A 15,750-nucleotide genomic window follows, 5' to 3' on the forward strand; every position below is an offset into this window, starting at 1 on the left:
GGGCGGTCCTCGTCTAGACGGAGAGCTCGGAGATGCCGGCCGGGGTGCCCGCGGCGGCGCGCTGCTCGGCGCGGAGGTCGGTGAGGCGCTTCGCCTTGAGCTCGAAGCGCGGCAGCTCGCCGGTGCCGGCGCGCCGCAGCAGGAAGCGCAGCCCCTCGTGGGCGTCGGCGAGGTCGGTGGCGAGGTCGCGCGCGAGAGCGGTCCAGCCGTCGTCGGCCAGGGTGGGGTGGGGCTCGACGACGAGGATGACCTCGTCGCGGCCGTCGAGGTGCTCCAGGCGCACCTGGAACTCCTCGATGCCCGCGTGGCCGCGCACGATGGCCTCGATCGCGCCGGGGTAGACGTTGGTGCCGCGCACGAGCTTCATGTCGTCGACGCGCCCGATAATCCCGCCCTCGTAGAGGTCGAAGGTGCGCCCGTTGCCGGCGGTCGCGCCCGGCACCTTCACCACGAGGTCGGCGGTGCGGTAGCGGATCAGCGGCGTGGTGCTGCGGCCGAACGAGGTGCACACCCGCTCGCCCCGCTCGCCGTAGGCGACCTCGCGGCCCGTGGAGGGGTCGACGACCTGCTCGATCAAGTGGTCCTCGATGACGTGGCAGCCGCCGGGCTGGTTCGCGGGCTCGAACATCACGATCGTCGACACCTCGGTCATCCCCGCGGTGTCGTACGCCTTCGCGCCCCACGCCCGCTCGATGAGGGCCTTGGTCTCCGGGATGGAGCCGGCCGGCTCGCCGGAGAGGATCAGCGTGTGCACGGCGCTGCCCGGCAGGTCGACGCCGAGCGTCTCGGCCTCCCGGGCCAGCCGGAGCGCGTACGTCGGCGTCGAGGCGACGACCGTCGCCCCGAAGTCGACGATCTGCTGCACGCGGCTGGCGGTGGTCTGGGCGCCCCCGGGCACGACGAGCGCCCCGATCTTCTCCAGCCCGCCGTGCAGCCCCCAGAACCCGATGAACGAGCCGTAGCCGAAGGCGACGTACCCGACGTCGTGCGGGCGCACCCCGGCGCCCCACAGCGCGTAGCACCACATCTCCGCGGCCCACGACCAGTCCTTGCGGCTGTCCAGCGCCCGCAGCGGCATCCGCCCGGAGGTGCCGCTCGTGGTGTGCACCCGGATCGCGGCCTCCGGCCCGACCACGGGCAGCTCGCCGAACGGCGGGTGCGTCTCCTGGCCCGCCATCCACTCCTCCCGGCTCAGGAAGGGCAGCCGGTCGAGGTCCGCCCAGGTGCGCAGCCGGTCGGGGTCGACGTCGCGCAGCGTGCGCCGGTAGTGCGGGCTCCGCGACCGCGCCCATGCCACCTGCCGGCGCAGCTTGGCCAGCTGCAGCTCGCGCAGCTGCTCGCGGGGCAGGGTCTCGGTCTTGGGGTTCCAGAAGTGCTGCTCGGCCATGGCGGGCCTCACGCTCGTCGACTCGTATTGCGTCTATATTGCGGCGGTCACGACGACACACTACGACGTGTCCGGTGCCGGTCAACCCTCCGCGGGACCGAGGACGCGGGCGACGTGGCGCCGCGCGCGCGGCGCGAGGACCTCGCGGAGATCCGTGACGAGGGCCTCGGCGCGCACGCCGGTCCAGTCGGGCGGCAGGGCCGCGAGGGGCAGCCCGGGGTCGAGGTAGGGCAGGCGGCGCCACGCGGTCACGGTGTCGACCCAGTCGGCGAACGCCTGGGCGTCCGCCGCGTCCGCCGCGTCCGCTGCGTCCGCCGGGGCCGACCACCGGGCCCGCACCGGGGCGAAGCGGTCGACCCACTCGGCGTAGAGCTTCTCCATCGCGGCGAGGTCCCACCAGGCGGCCACCGTCTCGGCCGCCGGCGCCGCCCCGACGTGCGCGCCGACGAACAGGTCGGCGAACCCGCGCAGCCCGACCCGCTCGAGGGCCCCGACCACGGCCGGTTCCAGGTGCGCCGGGGCCACCCAGGTCCCCGGGCCGACCGTGCCGAGCCCGAGGCGCGTCAGCGTGGTCCGCAGCGTGTGCCGCTTGTCCCGCTCGGCCTCCGGCACCGAGAACACCACGAGCAGCCACCCGTCGCCGACCGCGGCGCGGGTGCGCTGGAAGATCCGCGTGTCGCCCTCGGCCAGGATCGCCTCGGCGTCGGGCGAGAGCCGGTAGCCCGCCGCCCGGTCGACCTTCTCGGCCACCAGCAGCCCGCGCTTCTTGAGGCGGAAGATCGACGACCGGACGGCCTGCTGGTCGACCCCCAGGTCGTCCATGAGGGCGACGAGGTCCGCGATCGACATCCACCCGCCGCGCTCCCGGCCGTAGAGGCCGTACAGGGTGACGATCAGGGCGCGGGGGGCCCGCGACCCGGCGGCCCCCTCCTCGCCCTCCTCGGACGAACCCGGCGAACCGGACCTTGCCTCCGCGTCGGACACGGCGTTAGCGTAGCGTCCACTTGACGGGCGTCATGGTCGCAATATCTGTCGATCGACCCGAGGAGCCGTCGTGGAGGACCCCGCCACCGCACGCCGCCCTGGCCCGGCCGTCGACGCGGGCGACACGCCACCGCGGGTCCGGTCCCGCGCCACCGTCATCGCCCTGTGCTGGCTCGCCATCGTCGTCGACGGCTACGACCTGATCGTCTACGGCTCCGTGCTGCCGACCCTCATCAGCAGCGAGTGGCGGCTCACGCCGGCCGAGGGCGGGCGGATCGGTGCGGCGGCCCTCGTCGGGATGCTGATCGGGGCGCTGGTCGCCGGCTATCTCACCGACCGCATCGGGCGGCGGCGGCTGATGGTGCTGTGCATCGCCTGGTTCTCCGCCGCGATGGCCGTCTCCGCGCTCGCGCCCACCCCCGAGCTCTTCGGCGTGACCCGCTTCGTCGCCGGCATCGGGCTGGGCGGCGTGGTCCCGACCGCGATCGCGCTGACGGTGGAGTTCGCCCCGCCCGGGCGCCGGAACGCCGCCAACGCCCTGATGTTCTCCGGCTACTCGGTCGGCGGTGTGCTCGCGGCCCTCGGCGGCATCTGGATGATCGAGGCGTTCGGCTGGCGGTCCATGTTCTGGACCGGCGCCCTCGTCGGTCTCGTGCTGGTCGCCGTGGTGTGGGCCCTGATGCCCGAGTCGGTGGTGTACCTGGTCGGCCGGGGCCGGCACGAGGACGCCAGAGCGGTCGCCCGGCGCTACGGCATGGACGTCCCCGAGCCCGCCGCGACGACCGGCGCCCGGGCGGGCGGGCTGCGCGAGCTGCTGCGACCCGAGCACCGCGCCGGCACGTTCCTGTTCTGGGGCGGGACCGCCGCCGGGCTGCTGCTCGTCTACGGGCTCAACACCTGGCTGGCGCAGATCATGCGGCAGGCCGGCTACCCGCTGGGCGGGGCGCTGGGCTTCCTGCTCGCGCTCAACCTCGGCGCCATCCTCGGCGCGCCGCTGTTCGGGGCCCTCGCCGACCGGATCGGTCCGCGCCCGGTCGTCACCGGCATGTTCCTCGCCGCGGCGGGCTCGATCCTCCTGCTCATGGTGGAGCTGCCCACCGTGCTGCTGCTCTCGCTGGTCGCGATCGCCGGCGCCTGCACGATCGGGACGACGATCATCGTCAACTCCTTCACCGCGACCTACTACCCCGAGCACCTCCGGGCCGTCGGCCTGAGCTGGGCGCTCGGCGTCGGCCGCATCGGCGCGATCAGCGGCCCGCTCTACGGCGGGCTGATCATGTCGACCGGGTGGGGCTTCCAGGCCAACTTCCTCGCCTTCGCGGTCCCGGCCGTCCTCGGGGCGGTGCTGATGGCGCTGGTGCCCTCGCGGGCGGCAGCGCGGTCGTGACGCACCACGGGGTCAGGCGGGCCGCCGGGCCCGGACCTGGTGCATGCGGGCCTGGACGAACACGGTCCCGGGACGCTCGGCGCCGGCCGCGACGGCAGCCCGGACGGCGCTGACCTCGTCGGGTGTCGCCGCGCCGGCCGAGGCGATCGCGTCGTGCATGTTGTCGAGCAGCTGCGCGAGGAACATCTTCTGGGCCACGGTGGTCATCCGGTTCTCGACGGTCCGCTCGTGCACGTCGACCAGTCCGGCCGCGCCGAGGTGCGCCCCGAGCCGCGGTCCGATCGTCGGATCGCCGCCGTGGAAGCGCACGGTCGTGCTGTAGACCTCGATCAGGTCGTCGAGTGCGGGCTCCCGCGGCTCGGCGTGCAGCGTCGGGGTGAAGAGGTCCTCGACCGCGACCACCCCGCCCGGGCGCACCGCCGCGACCATCGCGCGCAGGGCCGTCATCGGCTCGACCAGGTGGCTCAGCAACAGGCGGGCGTAGGCCAGGTCGACGTCGGCGGCCGGGAGCTCCTCGCGGGAGGCGTCGGCGTGCAGGAACGTGACCTCGACCCCGGCGTCCCGGGCGGCGCGGCGGGCGATCTCGAGCGCGCCAGCGTCCGCGTCGACCCCCACCACGCGGCCCGACGCCCCCACCTCGCGGGCCATGTCGAGGGCGACCTGGCCGTCGCGGCAGCCGACGTCCAGGCACGAGGCGCCGGCGGCGAGCCCGGCGCCGCACAGGAAGGTGAGGGTCGAGTCGGCCATCACCGTCGACATGCGGCTGAGCCGGTCGGCGTCGGTCGCCCCGCCCGCGATCGTGTAGCCCGCGCGATCGTCCATCCCCGGCCCCCCTCGATCCGTCCCACGGTGAGCCTGCCAAGCGCCGCCCGGCGCGTCGACGATCCGACGTCCTCGACGCCCCCGGCGCCGCGGGTGGTAGACCGGCGGTCGTGATCGACGAGGTCGACCTCGACCTGCCGGTGCGCGCCGCGCTGCCGGAGCTCGCGGCCGCGCTGGAGGCGCGCGGGGCCGCCGTCCTCGTCGCCCCGCCGGGCACCGGCAAGACGACGCTGGTGCCGCTCGCCCTCGCCGGGGCGGTCGGCGGCCGGGTGCTGGTCGCCGAGCCGCGCCGCGTCGCCGTCCGCGCCGCGGCCGCAAGGATGGCGTGGCTGCTCGGCGAGCCCGTCGGCGGGCGGGTCGGCTACGCGATCCGCGGCGAGCGGCGCACGGGCCCCGGGACCCGCGTCGAGGTCGTCACGACCGGCCTGCTCGTCGCCCGGCTGCAGCGCGACCCGGAGCTCGCCGGGGTCGATGCCGTCGTCCTCGACGAGTGCCACGAGCGCCACCTCGACACCGACCTCGCGCTGGCCTTTGCCGTGGACGCGCGCGCCCTGCGCCCGGACCTGCGCCTGCTCGCGACGTCCGCGACGGCGGCCGCCGGCGACCTCGCCGCCGCCCTCGACGGCCCCGTCGTCACCGCCCCCGACCCGATGCACCCCGTCGACGTCGTGTGGCGCCCGCCGCCGCGTCCCGTCCCGCCGCCGCGCGGGATGCGGGTGGAGCCCGCGCTGCTCGACCACGTGGCCGGGACCGTGCGCCGGGCGCTCGCCGACGCCGCCGGTGACGTGCTCGTGTTCCTGCCCGGGCGCCGGGAGATCGACGACGTCGCCCGCCGACTCGGCCAGATGGAGGGGGCTGGGATCGACGCCGAGCTCCTCACCCTGCACGGCGGGCAGGACGGTGCCCGGCAGGACGCGGTGCTCGAGGGGTCGACGAGCGGGCGTCGCGTCGTGCTGGCCACGTCGATCGCCGAGACGAGCCTGACGGTGCCCGGCGTGCGCGTCGTCGTCGACGCGGGCCTGTCCCGGCGGCCGTGGACCGACCACGCGCGCGGCCTGGACGCCCTGGTGACGGTGCTCGCGTCGCAGTCGTCGGCCACCCAGCGCGCCGGGCGCGCGGGCCGGGAGGCGCCCGGCACGGCGTACCGGTGCTGGTCGGAGGCCGAGCACGCCCACCGCGACCGCCACGACGCCCCCGAGGTGGCGCACGCCGACCTCGCGGGGTTCGCGCTGCAGCTCGCCCGGTGGGGCACCCCCAACGGCGCGGGGCTCGCGCTGCTCGACGCGCCGCCGGCGACCGCCTTCGACGCGGCGCGCGCGGTGCTGCGCGGGCTCGGGCTCGCCGACGACGACGGACGCATCACCGAGCGGGGCCGCGCGGTGGCGACGGTCGGGGTGCACCCCCGCCTCGGGCGCGCCCTGCTCGACGGCGCGCAGGCCGTCGGGGCGGACATCGCCACCGACGTGGTGGCGCTGCTCGCCGCCGACGTGCCGGGCGACGGCGACGACCTCGAGGAACGCCTGCGGGCCGCCCGGGCCGGCCACGATCCGCGGTGGCGGGCGGAGGTGCGCCGGCTGCGCCGGGTGGAGGGGCTGCCCCGCCGCGGCTCCCGCCCGGAGAGCGCGGCCACCGTCGTCGCCCTCGCCCATCCCGACCGTCTCGCGCGGGCCCGCGGCGACGACGCGCGCGAGTACCTGACGACCGGTGGCACCGGGGTCGAGCTCGCCGCGGGGTCGCGGCTGCGGGGGAGCCGTTGGCTCGCGGTCGCGGACGCCGTGCGCGGCCCCGGTGACCGGGTGGCCCGGGTGCGGCTCGCCGTGCCGATCGACGAGGACATCGCCCGGGAGGCGGCCGCGGGGTGGTGGCGCGACGACGCGGTGGTGGCCTGGGAGGACGGCGACGTCGTGGCGGAGCGCCGCGAGCGTCTCGGCGCGATCGTGCTGGCGCGCCGGCCCCTGGCCCGCCCCGACCCGGCGGCGGTGGCCGCCGCGGTGCGCGACGGCCTGGCCGCCGAGGGGCTCGGGCTGCTGCGCTGGGACGACGCGGCGCGCGCGCTGCGCGCCCGCCTCGCGTTCCTGCACGCGGCGCGGGGCGACCCGTGGCCCGCCGTCGACGACGAGGCCCTGCTGGCCCGCGCCGACGAGTGGCTCGACCTCACGCGCGTGCGGCGCCGCGCCGACCTCGCGCGCGTGCGGGTGGCTCCCGCGCTGCGCGGTCTCGTGCCGTGGTCGGAGGCGGGCCGGCTCGACGAGCTCGCCCCGGAGCGGGTCACGACCCCGTCCGGGCGCGGCGTCCGCGTCGACTACACCGACCCCGCGGCCCCCGTCGTCGCGCTGACGGTCCAGCAGGCGTTCGGGTGGGAGCGGGCGCCCGTGCTCGCCGGGGTCCCCGTCGTCGTCCACCTGCTCTCGCCGGCGGGGCGCCCCGCGGCCGTGACCGCCGACCTCGCGTCGTTCTGGGACTCGGGCTACCCGCAGGTGCGCGCGGAGCTGCGCGGCCGGTACCCCAAGCACGCGTGGCCGGAGGACCCGCGGCGCTGACCTCGCCCCGGAGCTCGGCGGGATCTAGACGTGGATGCAGGTGATCGATATCGAGACGGCTCCCGCCGCGGGCATCGTGAACACCGCTTCGCCGCCCCCGCTTCCGGGCACGCCGAAGATTCCGGGAGCCCAGCGATAGATGTGCAGCTTCCGTCCCGCGACCTGGCCGGGAAGTGCCCGCACATCCGTCGTCACATCTCCGGGGTTCAGACGGGCGGTACGGATGAGCTCGAAGTACTCCCCGTCGATCGTCTCGCACACCACGGCCGCCCAGGCGTGGCTCTGATTGCTGACCCGGAGGAAGACGGAGTCCTCGAGCTCCACGTCACCGCTCTGGGTGACCGTCCCGTTCGCCTCGATGACGCACTTCGGCGCAGCGGGCGTGAAGGTGAAGTCGAGTGTGCTCACCGAGGTGGCCATGTCCCGTTCCCCCGCGTCGTGACACGTCCGGTCGACGGTACTGAGGTCCCGAGGCGGCGCCATCTTCCGTCCGAGTGACCCGTCACCGGGTGCAGATCCACGCGCCTCGGGGCGAGGTCTCTCGGGGACCTCCGCTGACGGCGGGCACGACGACCGGTGAGGGCGCCGACGACGGCCCCGAGCGCGGCGCCGGCACCGAACGTCGCGGCCGTCCGCCGGGCCGACGGCGGCCTCCCCACCGTGACCGCGGACCGCACGACCACCCCCGCGGGCTCATCGACCGGGTCCGGGGCGTTCTCGCGCAGCGTCGCCGCCCACGCCGTCACGAAGAGGACCAGGCGGGCCACGACGTTGGTGAACACGAGCAGCCCGAGGATCGGCCCGAACGCCACCCCGGCCGGGGAGGTCGTCACGCGGGCGAGGTAGACGGTCACGAGCTGCTGCAGCGCGACGAGCCCGACGGCGCCGAGAGCCGCGGCCCGGACGGCGCTGCGCACCGTCACCGGCTCTCGGGGGAGCCGCGCGATGACCCACACCAGCACGATCCAGTTCGCGACGAGGGTCAGGGCCAGCCCGGACACGAGGACCAGGAGCCGGGTCAGCCACGCGCGGTCGAACCCGAGCAGCTCGATCACCGTGTCGACCATGCCCGTGCCGACCGCCGTGATCCCGAAGGACAGGAGCAGCGCCAGGACGAGACCCACCATGACGAGCAGGTCGGCGCCGTAGCGGCGGACCAGCGACCCCGAGTCGGCGCGTTGGGCCCACTGCTCGGACAGCGCCTCGCGCAGGTTCGCCGTCCACCCCAGGCCGGCGACCAGCCCGAAGGCGAGGCCGAGGACGCCCACCGCGTCGCGCTGGTCGATCGCCGTGGTGATGATCGCGTTCACCGTGGGGGCCAGGGACGCCGGCACGGTGCTCGTGACGGCCTCCTGCAGCTCCGCGAGCAGGTGCGGGTCGCCGGCGAGGACGTAGCCGGCGGCGGCGAAGGCCACCATCAGGACCGGGACGAGGGCCAGCACGCTGAAGTAGGTGACCGCCGCCGCGTAGTGGTCGCCGTGCCTCTCGACGTACCGGGTCCCCGCGCGCACCAGGTGGTCGAGCCAGGGGTGGCTGGCCCGGAGCGCCGCGAACCGGTCGAGCACCGTCGGCGCCGCCGCGTCCCCGGTCGTGGTCATCAGGTCCTCCCTCGCCGCAGCGCCCGGCGCATCGTGGGCCGCGCCCGGCGGCTCCCGGCTCATCCCCGCCGGGTGAGGCCCGCGGGGACGCCGCCTCCGACGCTGGGGTCCGGGGACGCCGGACCGGAGGGGGAGGAGATGGCCGCGGGCGGGTCGCGCTGGATGCCGTTGCTGGCCCTGGGCGCGGCCCAGTTCCTGGTCGTGCTCGACACGTCGGTGATGAACGTGTCGATCAGCCGGCTGGTCGCCGACTTCGACACCGACGTCACGACGATCCAGCGCGTCATCACCGTCTACACGATGGTCATGGCGGCGTTCCTGCTCACCGGGGGGACGATCGGCGACGCCTGGGGCCGACGGCGGACCTTCGCCGTCGGCCTGGTCGTCTACGCGGTCGGCTCGCTGCTCACCGCGCTCGCCCCGTCGGTCGCCGTGCTGACCCTCGGGTGGTCGATCATCGAGGGGCTCGGGGGCGCCCTCGTGCTGCCCGCGCTGGCCGCCCTCGTCGGCGGGAACTACGCCGCGGGCCGCGAGCGCACGCTCGCCTACGGCGTGGTGGGGGCGCTGGCGGGGGCGGGGATCGCGGTCGGGCCCCTGCTCGGCGGGTGGGTGACCACCTACCTGACGTGGCGCCTGGTGTTCGCCGGCGAGGTCGTCCTGGTCGTGCTCATCCTGCTCGGGCTGCGGTGGGTGGCCGACGCGCCGCTCGACGGGCCCCGGCCCCGCCTCGACGTGGTCGGCGCCGCGCTCTCGGTGCTCGGCGTGGCCCTCGTCGTCCTCGGGGTCCTGCAGAGCACGACGTGGGGCTGGCTGCGACCCCGGGACCCGGAGACGGCGCTGCTGGGGTTCGCGCCGACCCTGTTCGTCGTGGCCGCCGGCCTCGCCGTGCTCGCCCTCCTGCGCTCCTGGGTGCGCCACCGCGAGGCGATCGGGCGCGACCCGCTGTTCCGGTGGTCGCTGACCGCGGTCCCCCCGCTGCGGGCGGCGCTGTGGTGCCTGCTCGCCCAGAACCTCGTCCTGCTCGGGCTGTTCTTCTCGATCCCGCTCTACCTGCAGGTCGTGCTCGGGCTCGACGCGTTCCAGACCGGGCTGCGGCTGCTGCCGATCTCGGCGACGATGCTGGCCACCGCGCTCGCCGCTCCTCGCCTCGCGGGGTTCCTGGCCCCGCGGCAGGCCGTGCGGCTGGGCTTCGGCATCCTCGTGGTGGCCATCCTCTGGATGCTCGCCACCGTCGAGCCCGAGCTCGACGACGCCGCCTTCGCGGGGTCGACCGCCCTGCTCGGGGTGGGGATGGGCCTGCTCGCGGCCCAGCTCGGCAACGTCGCCCAGTCCAGCGTGGGCGAGGACGACCGCGGCGCCGCGGGCGGGCTGCAGTACACCGCGCAGAACCTCGGGTCCTCGCTCGGCACCGCCTTCGTCGGCTCGGTGCTCATCGCCGCCCTGGGCGCGTCGGCGGCCCGCGGCGTGGGCGGCGACCCCCGGATCGCCGCCGACCTGGCCGGCCGGGTCGGGGTCGCGATCTCGCGCGGACTCGACTTCGTCCCCCTCGGCCAGGCGCAGGCGGCGCTCGCGGCGGCCGGCGTCCCGCCCGAGCAGGCCGCCCCGGTGCTCGAGGCCTACGCCGAGGCCCAGCTGCAGGCCCTGCGCGCGGGGATGCTCGCGACGGCCGCGATCGCGCTGGCGAGCCTGCTGGCGACGGGCGACCTGCCCGCCACGCCGGCCCCGCGCGGGAGCCCGGCCGCGGCCCCGTGAGACGAGGTCTTCCGTCCTGACAGGGCGTCCTGTCAGGATGAGCCCGTGGTCACCCGGACCTTCCAGGGCGCGAGCGCGGCCGAGCGCGTCGCCGAGCGCCGCGCGCGCCTGGTCGCCGCGGCGCTCGACGTGGTGGGCGAGCGCGGGGTCCGGGACTTCACGATGACCGCGGTGTGCCGCGCGGCGGGGCTCACCGAGCGCTACTTCTACGAGTCGTTCGCCCGCCGCGAGGACCTGCTCGAGGCGCTCTTCGACAGCGTCGCCGCCCACGCGCTCGACCTCGCCGTGCGCGCCGCCGACGCCGTCCCGCCCGCGCGGCTCGAGGAGCGGGCCCGCGCGGCGATCGGCGCGACCACGACGCTGCTGGGCGACGACCCGCGCGCGGCCCGCCTCTACCGGGAGGCGATCGGCCACCCCGAGCTCGCCGGGCGGCGGCAGGACACCATCGCGGCCTTCGCCGCGCTCCTGGCCCGGCTGATCGCGCAGGCCCACCCCGAGCTGCGCCGCGAGGACCTGCAGCTGACCACGGTCGTCCTCACCGGCGGGGTCATCGACGCCGTCGGGTTCTGGCTCGACGGCCGCCTCGACGCGGACGTCGACGCGCTCCTCACCCGCTGCGCCCGCCTCGTCGTGGCCGCGGCCGACCAGCACCGCCACGACACGGCCCAGTCCACGGAGGATCGATGACGTCCATGCTGGCCCACCACGTCCAGCAGTACCTCGCGAGCGCGGTCAGCCGGGTCCCGTCCGCGACCGGGCCGCTCGCGCCGCCGCCGCCGGGCAGCGACCTGGCGGCGATCCCGGGCGACCACGGCGCGCCGCTGGTCGGGCGGTCGCTGGAGTTCGCGGCCGACATGCTCGGCTTCGCCCGGCAGCGCTACGAGAAGTACGGCCCGGTGTCGTGGACCGGCGCGTTCGGCCGGCGCATGGTGGCCGTGCTCGGTCCGGACGCGATCGGGCAGGTGCTGGTCAACAAGGACAAGTACTTCGGCAACGCCGACGGCTGGGGCTTCTTCATCGGGCCGTTCTTCCGCCGCGGCGTGATGCTGCTCGACTTCGAGGAGCACCGCACCCACCGGCGCATCCTGCAGGAGGCGTTCACCCGCGACCGGCTCGCCGAGTACCTCGAGGTGATGACCCCGCGCATCCGGCGCAGCCTCGACGACTGGACCACCGGCGACGGCATCCGGATCTACGACCGCATCAAGCAGATGACCCTCGACATCGGCACCGAGGTGTTCGTCGGCGACGACCTCGGGCCGCGGGCGGACCGCGTCAACCGCGCCTTCGTCGACACCGTGCACGCGGGGGTCGCGGTGATCCGCGCACCGGTGCCGGGCGGCTCCTGGAAGCGCGGGCTCGACTCCCGCGCGGTCCTCGAGCGGTACTTCACCGAGCAGATCCCGGCCAAGCGCGCGGGCGACGGGCGGGACATGTTCAGCGTGCTCTGCCGGGCGCGCAGCGACGAGGGGGAGACGTTCTCCGACGACGACGTCGTCAACCACATGATCTTCCTGCTGATGGCCGCGCACGACACGTCGACGATCACGCTGTCGATGATGTGCTACCTGCTCGCCACGAACCCGGAGTGGCAGGAGAAGCTGCGCGCGGAGTCGCTGGCCCAGCGCGGCGACGACCTGACGGGCCCGGAGCTCGACTCCCTGGTCTCGCTGGACCTCGCGATGCGCGAGACCCTGCGGATGTACGCGCCGGTGGGACAGCTCGCCCGCATCACGGTGCGCGACGCCGAGCTGCAGGGCTTCCACATCCCGGCCGGCACCCTGCTCTCGCTCGGCATCCACGCCTCGCAGCGCATGGAGCCGTGGTGGGACCGCCCCGACGAGTTCGACCCCGAGCGCTTCGCCCCCGAGCGCGCCGAGGACAAGTCGCACCGGTTCGCCTGGATGCCCTTCGGCGGCGGCGTGCACAAGTGCATCGGCCTGCACTTCGGCGGCATGGAGGTCAAGGCGATCATGCACGCGATGCTGCGGCGGTTCCGCTGGTCGGTGCCCGCGGACTACGTGATGCCGATCGGGCTCACGACCGGGCCGACGCCCGCGTGTCGATCACTGGGATCGCTCCTCCCGACCGGTGTCCCGGTCTCCACGGGGACCGGTGACGTCCCTGCGCCGGCCCATCACCCTCTCCAACACCCGGGCGTCCCGCGGTCATCCGCCCCGCGAAGGGCGGATCCCCGGATCACACCACGCGCCGGCGCGCCCCGGCCCCGACGGACGTCGTGGCCCGGTCCCGCCCGCCGCCCCACCGGCGGACGCTGTACGCCAGGAGGCCGAGCAGGATCACCCCGGACAGCACGAGGCTGGACCCGGTGCCGACCCCGCCGAACGGGAGTCCGGGCACCGTCATCCAGACGATCCCGGCGACGACCAGCGCCAGTCCGACCAGCGTGGTCCAGGTGATCCGCCCGCGGGACGCGACGCTGAACCGCGCCGCCGTGACGGCCTGCCGCCGGACCGGGGCGACGTAGCGCTGGGCCGCCGGGTACTCGTTGGCGAGAACGACGAGTCCGGCGAGCACCAGCAGCAGGCCCGGCCCGGGCAGGACGAGCAGGAGCACGCCGACGGCGACGAGCGCGACGCCGACGACCGTGACCGCGACGCGGCGGAGCAGGACACCGGTCCGGTGGGCACGCTGAGGTGACATACCGGGGGCTACCCGCTTCGACACGTGCCTCCGACCGCGCACGACCCTGACCACCGAACAGCCCCGCGGGCGTGCCGGTCAGCGACCGTAGCGCTCGCGGGCCAGCGCCCGCTTCTTCTCCGCCTCGACCTCGCGGTCCTTCGGTGGGGCGGTGGTGACGAGCTCGTCGAGCAGCGTGCGGGTGCTCGCGGTGATCTCGGCGACGGCCCGGGCGAAGGCCTCCTCGTTGGCCTTCGAGGGCCGCGCCGCACCACTGATCTTGCGCACGTACTGCAGGGCGGCCTCGTGCACCTCGCCGTCGGTGGCCGGGGGCTCGAAGTTGTGCAGGACCCGGATGTTGCGGCACATGCCGCGATCGTGCCCGATGGGCGCGGGCCGGGGTCAGTGCAGGAGGGTGAGCAGGCCCTCGAGACCCCGCCGGAACGCCGCGCCGACCTCGGCGGCGCCGTCGAGGTCGGCGCCGGTCACCGCGCCGTCGCGCATCATGAGGAAGTGCCGCGCAGCGTCCTCGGGGCGCCCACGGCGGGGGGAGTCGCCGAAGACCTCGGCGAAGAGCCCGGTGAGGGTGGCGACGTACCAGGCCCGGTGGTCGAGGATCAGCCGGCGCACCGGGTCGTCGGGGTCGGGGTACTCGGCGGCGGCCTTGAGCAGGGCACACCCGCGGAACCCCGGGTCGGCGAGGTCGTCGGCGACCGCCGCGCCGATGGCCCGCAGCGCGTCGTCCGGCGCGGCCGCGGTCTCGACGGCGCCCCGCACGACGGCGCGGGTGTGGTCGTCGACGCCGCCCAGGTACGCGAGGACGAGGTCCTCCTTCGACGGGAAGTGCCGATAGAACGTCGCTCGCGTCGACGGCGTCTCGGCGAGGATCCGCTCGACCCCGACGGCCCGGATCCCCTCGCGGTAGAAGAGCCCGGCGGCCGTGGCCAGCAGCCGCTCCCGCGCCTCGGAGCGCACGGCACGGGTCGGTGTCCCCATGGGCCGACCGTAGCAGAAAGAACGATCGGTCTTGCGTCCGCCGTCGGCGGAGTGGCAGCCTGGCCCTCGTCATAGAGAGAACGGTCTTTCTACTTCGAGGAGAACCCGTGTCCACCTCCACCGCCCCGGCTCCGGTCGCCGCCGGCGCCGGCGCCGCCCCGACCCTGCGTCGGCTCCACCTCGCCCGCTCCGGGTTCGCCCTGGTCTGGGCGGTCCTGCTGTTCGTCGCCGCGTCGGGCACCGCATCGGGCACCGGGTCGGGCGTCGCCGTGCCGACCGCGGTGCTGCTGGTGCTCTACCCGGTGGTCGACGTCGTCGCCGCCCTCGTCGACGCCCGTTCCTCGCGCGTCGGGGCGCTCCTCGTCGGCAACGTCGTGGTCAGCGCCGTCACCGCGGTCGCCCTCGCCGTCGCCGTCACCTCCGGTGTGCCGGCGGTCCTGCGGGTGTGGGGCGTGTGGGCCGTCGTGGCCGGGCTCGTGCAGCTCGCGGTGGCGCTGCGCCGGCGCCGGATGCGCGGCCACGGGGCGATGATCGCCAGCGGGGCCCTCTCCGTGCTGGCCGGCGCGTCGTTCGTCCTCGCGGCGTCGGCGCCGGGAGCGGGCGTCGCTCCCGTGGCCGGCTACGCCCTGCTCGGCGGCGCCTTCTTCCTCGTCTCCGCGCTGCGTCTCGGACGTGCCGGACAGGGGGCACGAGGGGCTGCTACGGTCGCCTGACCACTTGCAACTCGCAATCACCCAGGGGTGATGATGTCGGACACGACCTGCCACATGTCGCTCTCCCTCGACGGCTTCGTCGCCGGGCCCGACCAGAGCCGCGACGACCCGCTCGGGAAACGGGGCATCGAGGTGCACACCTGGCACATCGGCGACCCCCGGGCCACCGAGGCCGACGAGACCGCCACCGGGTGGCTCATGCGTCCACGCGGGGCCTACGTGATGGGACGCAACATGTTCGGGCCGGTCCGCGGCGTGTGGGACGAGGACTGGCGCGGCTGGTGGGGGGCCGAGCCGCCGTACCACGCGCCGGTGTTCGTGCTGACCCACCACGCCCACGCACCGATCGAGATGGAGGGCGGCACGACGTTCCACTTCGTCACCGAGGGGTTCGACGCCGCCTACGCGCAGGCGCGCGAGACCGCGGGCGACCGCGGGGTGGACATCGCCGGCGGCGCCTCCACCGTCCGGCAGGCCCTGGACGCCGGCGTCGTCGACGAGCTCACCCTGGACATCGCCCCGACGCTCCTCGGTGCCGGCGAGCGCCTGTTCGACGGCGTCGACTCCTTCGGCTTCGAGCCCGTCGAGGTGCTCCACTCGCCGCTGGCCACGCACATCCGCTACCGCCGGGCCGCCGCGGTCAGTGGGTGAGGCGGTGGCGCAGGAGCTCCTCGGTCGCCGGCTCGAGGTCGACCGGGGGTCGCCGGGCCCTGGCGAGCTGTCGGTGCAGCACGATCTCCGCGCTGCGGTCCCGGGCCGCTCTCGCGGCCTCGATCACGGTCCGGGCGCGCTCGAGCGCATCGGCCACTCCGCGCGGTTTCGGGACACGAGGCAAGAGGCGCCTCCCTGCGGGGTGGCCGACCAGAGGTGGTCGCACCGGGGCCGGCGCAGGTGCTCGACCGGATCGTCAGGTGTGCCCGATCCGGAG

At 75.5% G+C, this 15,750-nt stretch carries 15 protein-coding genes and 1 pseudogene; 7 read left to right on the plus strand and 9 right to left on the minus strand.

From position 1 onward, the window contains the following. Positions 1–13 precede the first annotated feature (13 nt). Both ACFPK1_RS12275 and ACFPK1_RS12280 read right to left on the minus strand, forming a co-directional pair. Positions 14–1,387, minus strand: a complete 1,374-nt coding sequence (locus ACFPK1_RS12275) for a phenylacetate--CoA ligase family protein (RefSeq protein WP_378021203.1) — start codon at positions 1,385–1,387, stop codon at positions 14–16. Positions 1,388–1,468: 81 nt separating this feature from the next. After that, positions 1,469–2,371 carry a PaaX family transcriptional regulator gene (locus ACFPK1_RS12280; protein ID WP_378021204.1) on the minus strand — a complete coding sequence of 301 codons (903 nt, stop codon included), beginning with the start codon at positions 2,369–2,371 and terminating at the stop codon, positions 1,469–1,471. Positions 2,372–2,441: 70 nt separating this feature from the next. Here ACFPK1_RS12280 and ACFPK1_RS12285 point away from each other — a divergent pair, with 70 nt between their 5' ends. After that, positions 2,442–3,758 carry an MFS transporter gene (locus tag ACFPK1_RS12285; protein ID WP_378021205.1) on the plus strand — a complete coding sequence of 439 codons (1,317 nt, stop codon included), beginning with the start codon at positions 2,442–2,444 and terminating at the stop codon, positions 3,756–3,758. A 12-nt stretch (positions 3,759–3,770) separates the two neighbouring features. On the opposite strand, the gene ACFPK1_RS12290 is transcribed toward ACFPK1_RS12285, so the two are convergent. Next, positions 3,771–4,580 (minus strand): methyltransferase domain-containing protein, encoded by an 810-nt coding sequence (locus tag ACFPK1_RS12290; RefSeq protein WP_378021206.1) that lies wholly within the window; start codon positions 4,578–4,580, stop codon positions 3,771–3,773. A gap of 110 nt (positions 4,581–4,690) precedes the next feature. On the opposite strand from ACFPK1_RS12290, the gene hrpB reads away from it, so the two are divergent. Beyond that, a complete protein-coding gene (hrpB, locus tag ACFPK1_RS12295; RefSeq protein ID WP_378021207.1) occupies positions 4,691–7,120 on the plus strand; it encodes an ATP-dependent helicase HrpB in 2,430 nt (809 codons plus the stop codon). A 24-nt stretch (positions 7,121–7,144) separates the two neighbouring features. On the opposite strand, the gene ACFPK1_RS12300 is transcribed toward hrpB, so the two are convergent. Next, positions 7,145–7,540: a hypothetical protein gene (locus tag ACFPK1_RS12300; protein WP_378021208.1), complete on the minus strand. Its 396-nt coding sequence runs from the start codon at positions 7,538–7,540 to the stop codon at positions 7,145–7,147. Continuing rightward, positions 7,525–8,718: an inner membrane protein YhjD gene (gene yhjD / locus ACFPK1_RS12305; protein ID WP_378021209.1), complete on the minus strand. Its 1,194-nt coding sequence runs from the start codon at positions 8,716–8,718 to the stop codon at positions 7,525–7,527. Before yhjD ends, ACFPK1_RS12300 begins: the two co-directional genes overlap by 16 nt. Positions 8,719–8,856: 138 nt before the next feature. Between yhjD and ACFPK1_RS12310 the strand changes: the two genes are divergently transcribed. From ACFPK1_RS12310 to ACFPK1_RS12320, 3 genes are read left to right on the plus strand one after another with little or no spacing between them, the layout of a single operon-like run. After that, entirely contained in the window at positions 8,857–10,470 is a 1,614-nt protein-coding gene (locus ACFPK1_RS12310; RefSeq protein ID WP_378021210.1) for an MFS transporter, read from the plus strand. Between the two features lie 45 nt (positions 10,471–10,515). Continuing rightward, positions 10,516–11,157, plus strand: a complete 642-nt coding sequence (locus ACFPK1_RS12315; protein WP_378021211.1) for a TetR/AcrR family transcriptional regulator — start codon at positions 10,516–10,518, stop codon at positions 11,155–11,157. Next, complete coding sequence (locus ACFPK1_RS12320; protein WP_378021212.1) at positions 11,154–12,890, plus strand: cytochrome P450; 1,737 nt, start codon at positions 11,154–11,156, stop codon at positions 12,888–12,890. The genes ACFPK1_RS12315 and ACFPK1_RS12320 overlap by 4 nt, the downstream gene beginning before the upstream one ends. A 55-nt stretch (positions 12,891–12,945) precedes the next feature. Here the strand turns inward: ACFPK1_RS12320 and ACFPK1_RS12325 are convergent. The 3 genes and pseudogenes from ACFPK1_RS12325 to ACFPK1_RS12335 form a co-directional block, all read right to left on the minus strand. After that, positions 12,946–13,134: pseudogene (locus ACFPK1_RS12325) on the minus strand (PGPGW domain-containing protein); the annotation flags it as partial. Between the two features lie 78 nt (positions 13,135–13,212). Then, the gene (locus ACFPK1_RS12330; RefSeq protein WP_378021213.1) at positions 13,213–13,482 is read right to left on the minus strand and encodes a DUF2277 domain-containing protein; all 270 of its coding nucleotides are present in this window, start codon (positions 13,480–13,482) and stop codon (positions 13,213–13,215) included. Between the two features lie 33 nt (positions 13,483–13,515). After that, a complete protein-coding gene (locus ACFPK1_RS12335; RefSeq protein WP_378021214.1) occupies positions 13,516–14,109 on the minus strand; it encodes a TetR/AcrR family transcriptional regulator in 594 nt (197 codons plus the stop codon). A gap of 107 nt (positions 14,110–14,216) precedes the next feature. On the opposite strand from ACFPK1_RS12335, the gene ACFPK1_RS12340 reads away from it, so the two are divergent. Both ACFPK1_RS12340 and ACFPK1_RS12345 read left to right on the plus strand, forming a co-directional pair. Continuing rightward, positions 14,217–14,822 carry a hypothetical protein gene (locus ACFPK1_RS12340; RefSeq protein ID WP_378021215.1) on the plus strand — a complete coding sequence of 202 codons (606 nt, stop codon included), beginning with the start codon at positions 14,217–14,219 and terminating at the stop codon, positions 14,820–14,822. A 54-nt stretch (positions 14,823–14,876) separates the two neighbouring features. Then, positions 14,877–15,473, plus strand: coding sequence for a dihydrofolate reductase family protein (locus ACFPK1_RS12345; protein ID WP_378021216.1), 597 nt, complete (start codon positions 14,877–14,879; stop codon positions 15,471–15,473). On the opposite strand, the gene ACFPK1_RS12350 is transcribed toward ACFPK1_RS12345, so the two are convergent. Then, positions 15,463–15,630: a hypothetical protein gene (locus ACFPK1_RS12350; RefSeq protein ID WP_378021217.1), complete on the minus strand. Its 168-nt coding sequence runs from the start codon at positions 15,628–15,630 to the stop codon at positions 15,463–15,465. The two genes, ACFPK1_RS12345 and ACFPK1_RS12350, sit on opposite strands and share 11 nt — an antisense overlap. Positions 15,631–15,750: the final 120 nt, after the last annotated feature.

This window comes from Actinomycetospora rhizophila, assembly GCF_042657905.1.
Classification (GTDB): Bacteria; Actinomycetota; Actinomycetes; order Mycobacteriales; family Pseudonocardiaceae; genus Actinomycetospora; species Actinomycetospora rhizophila.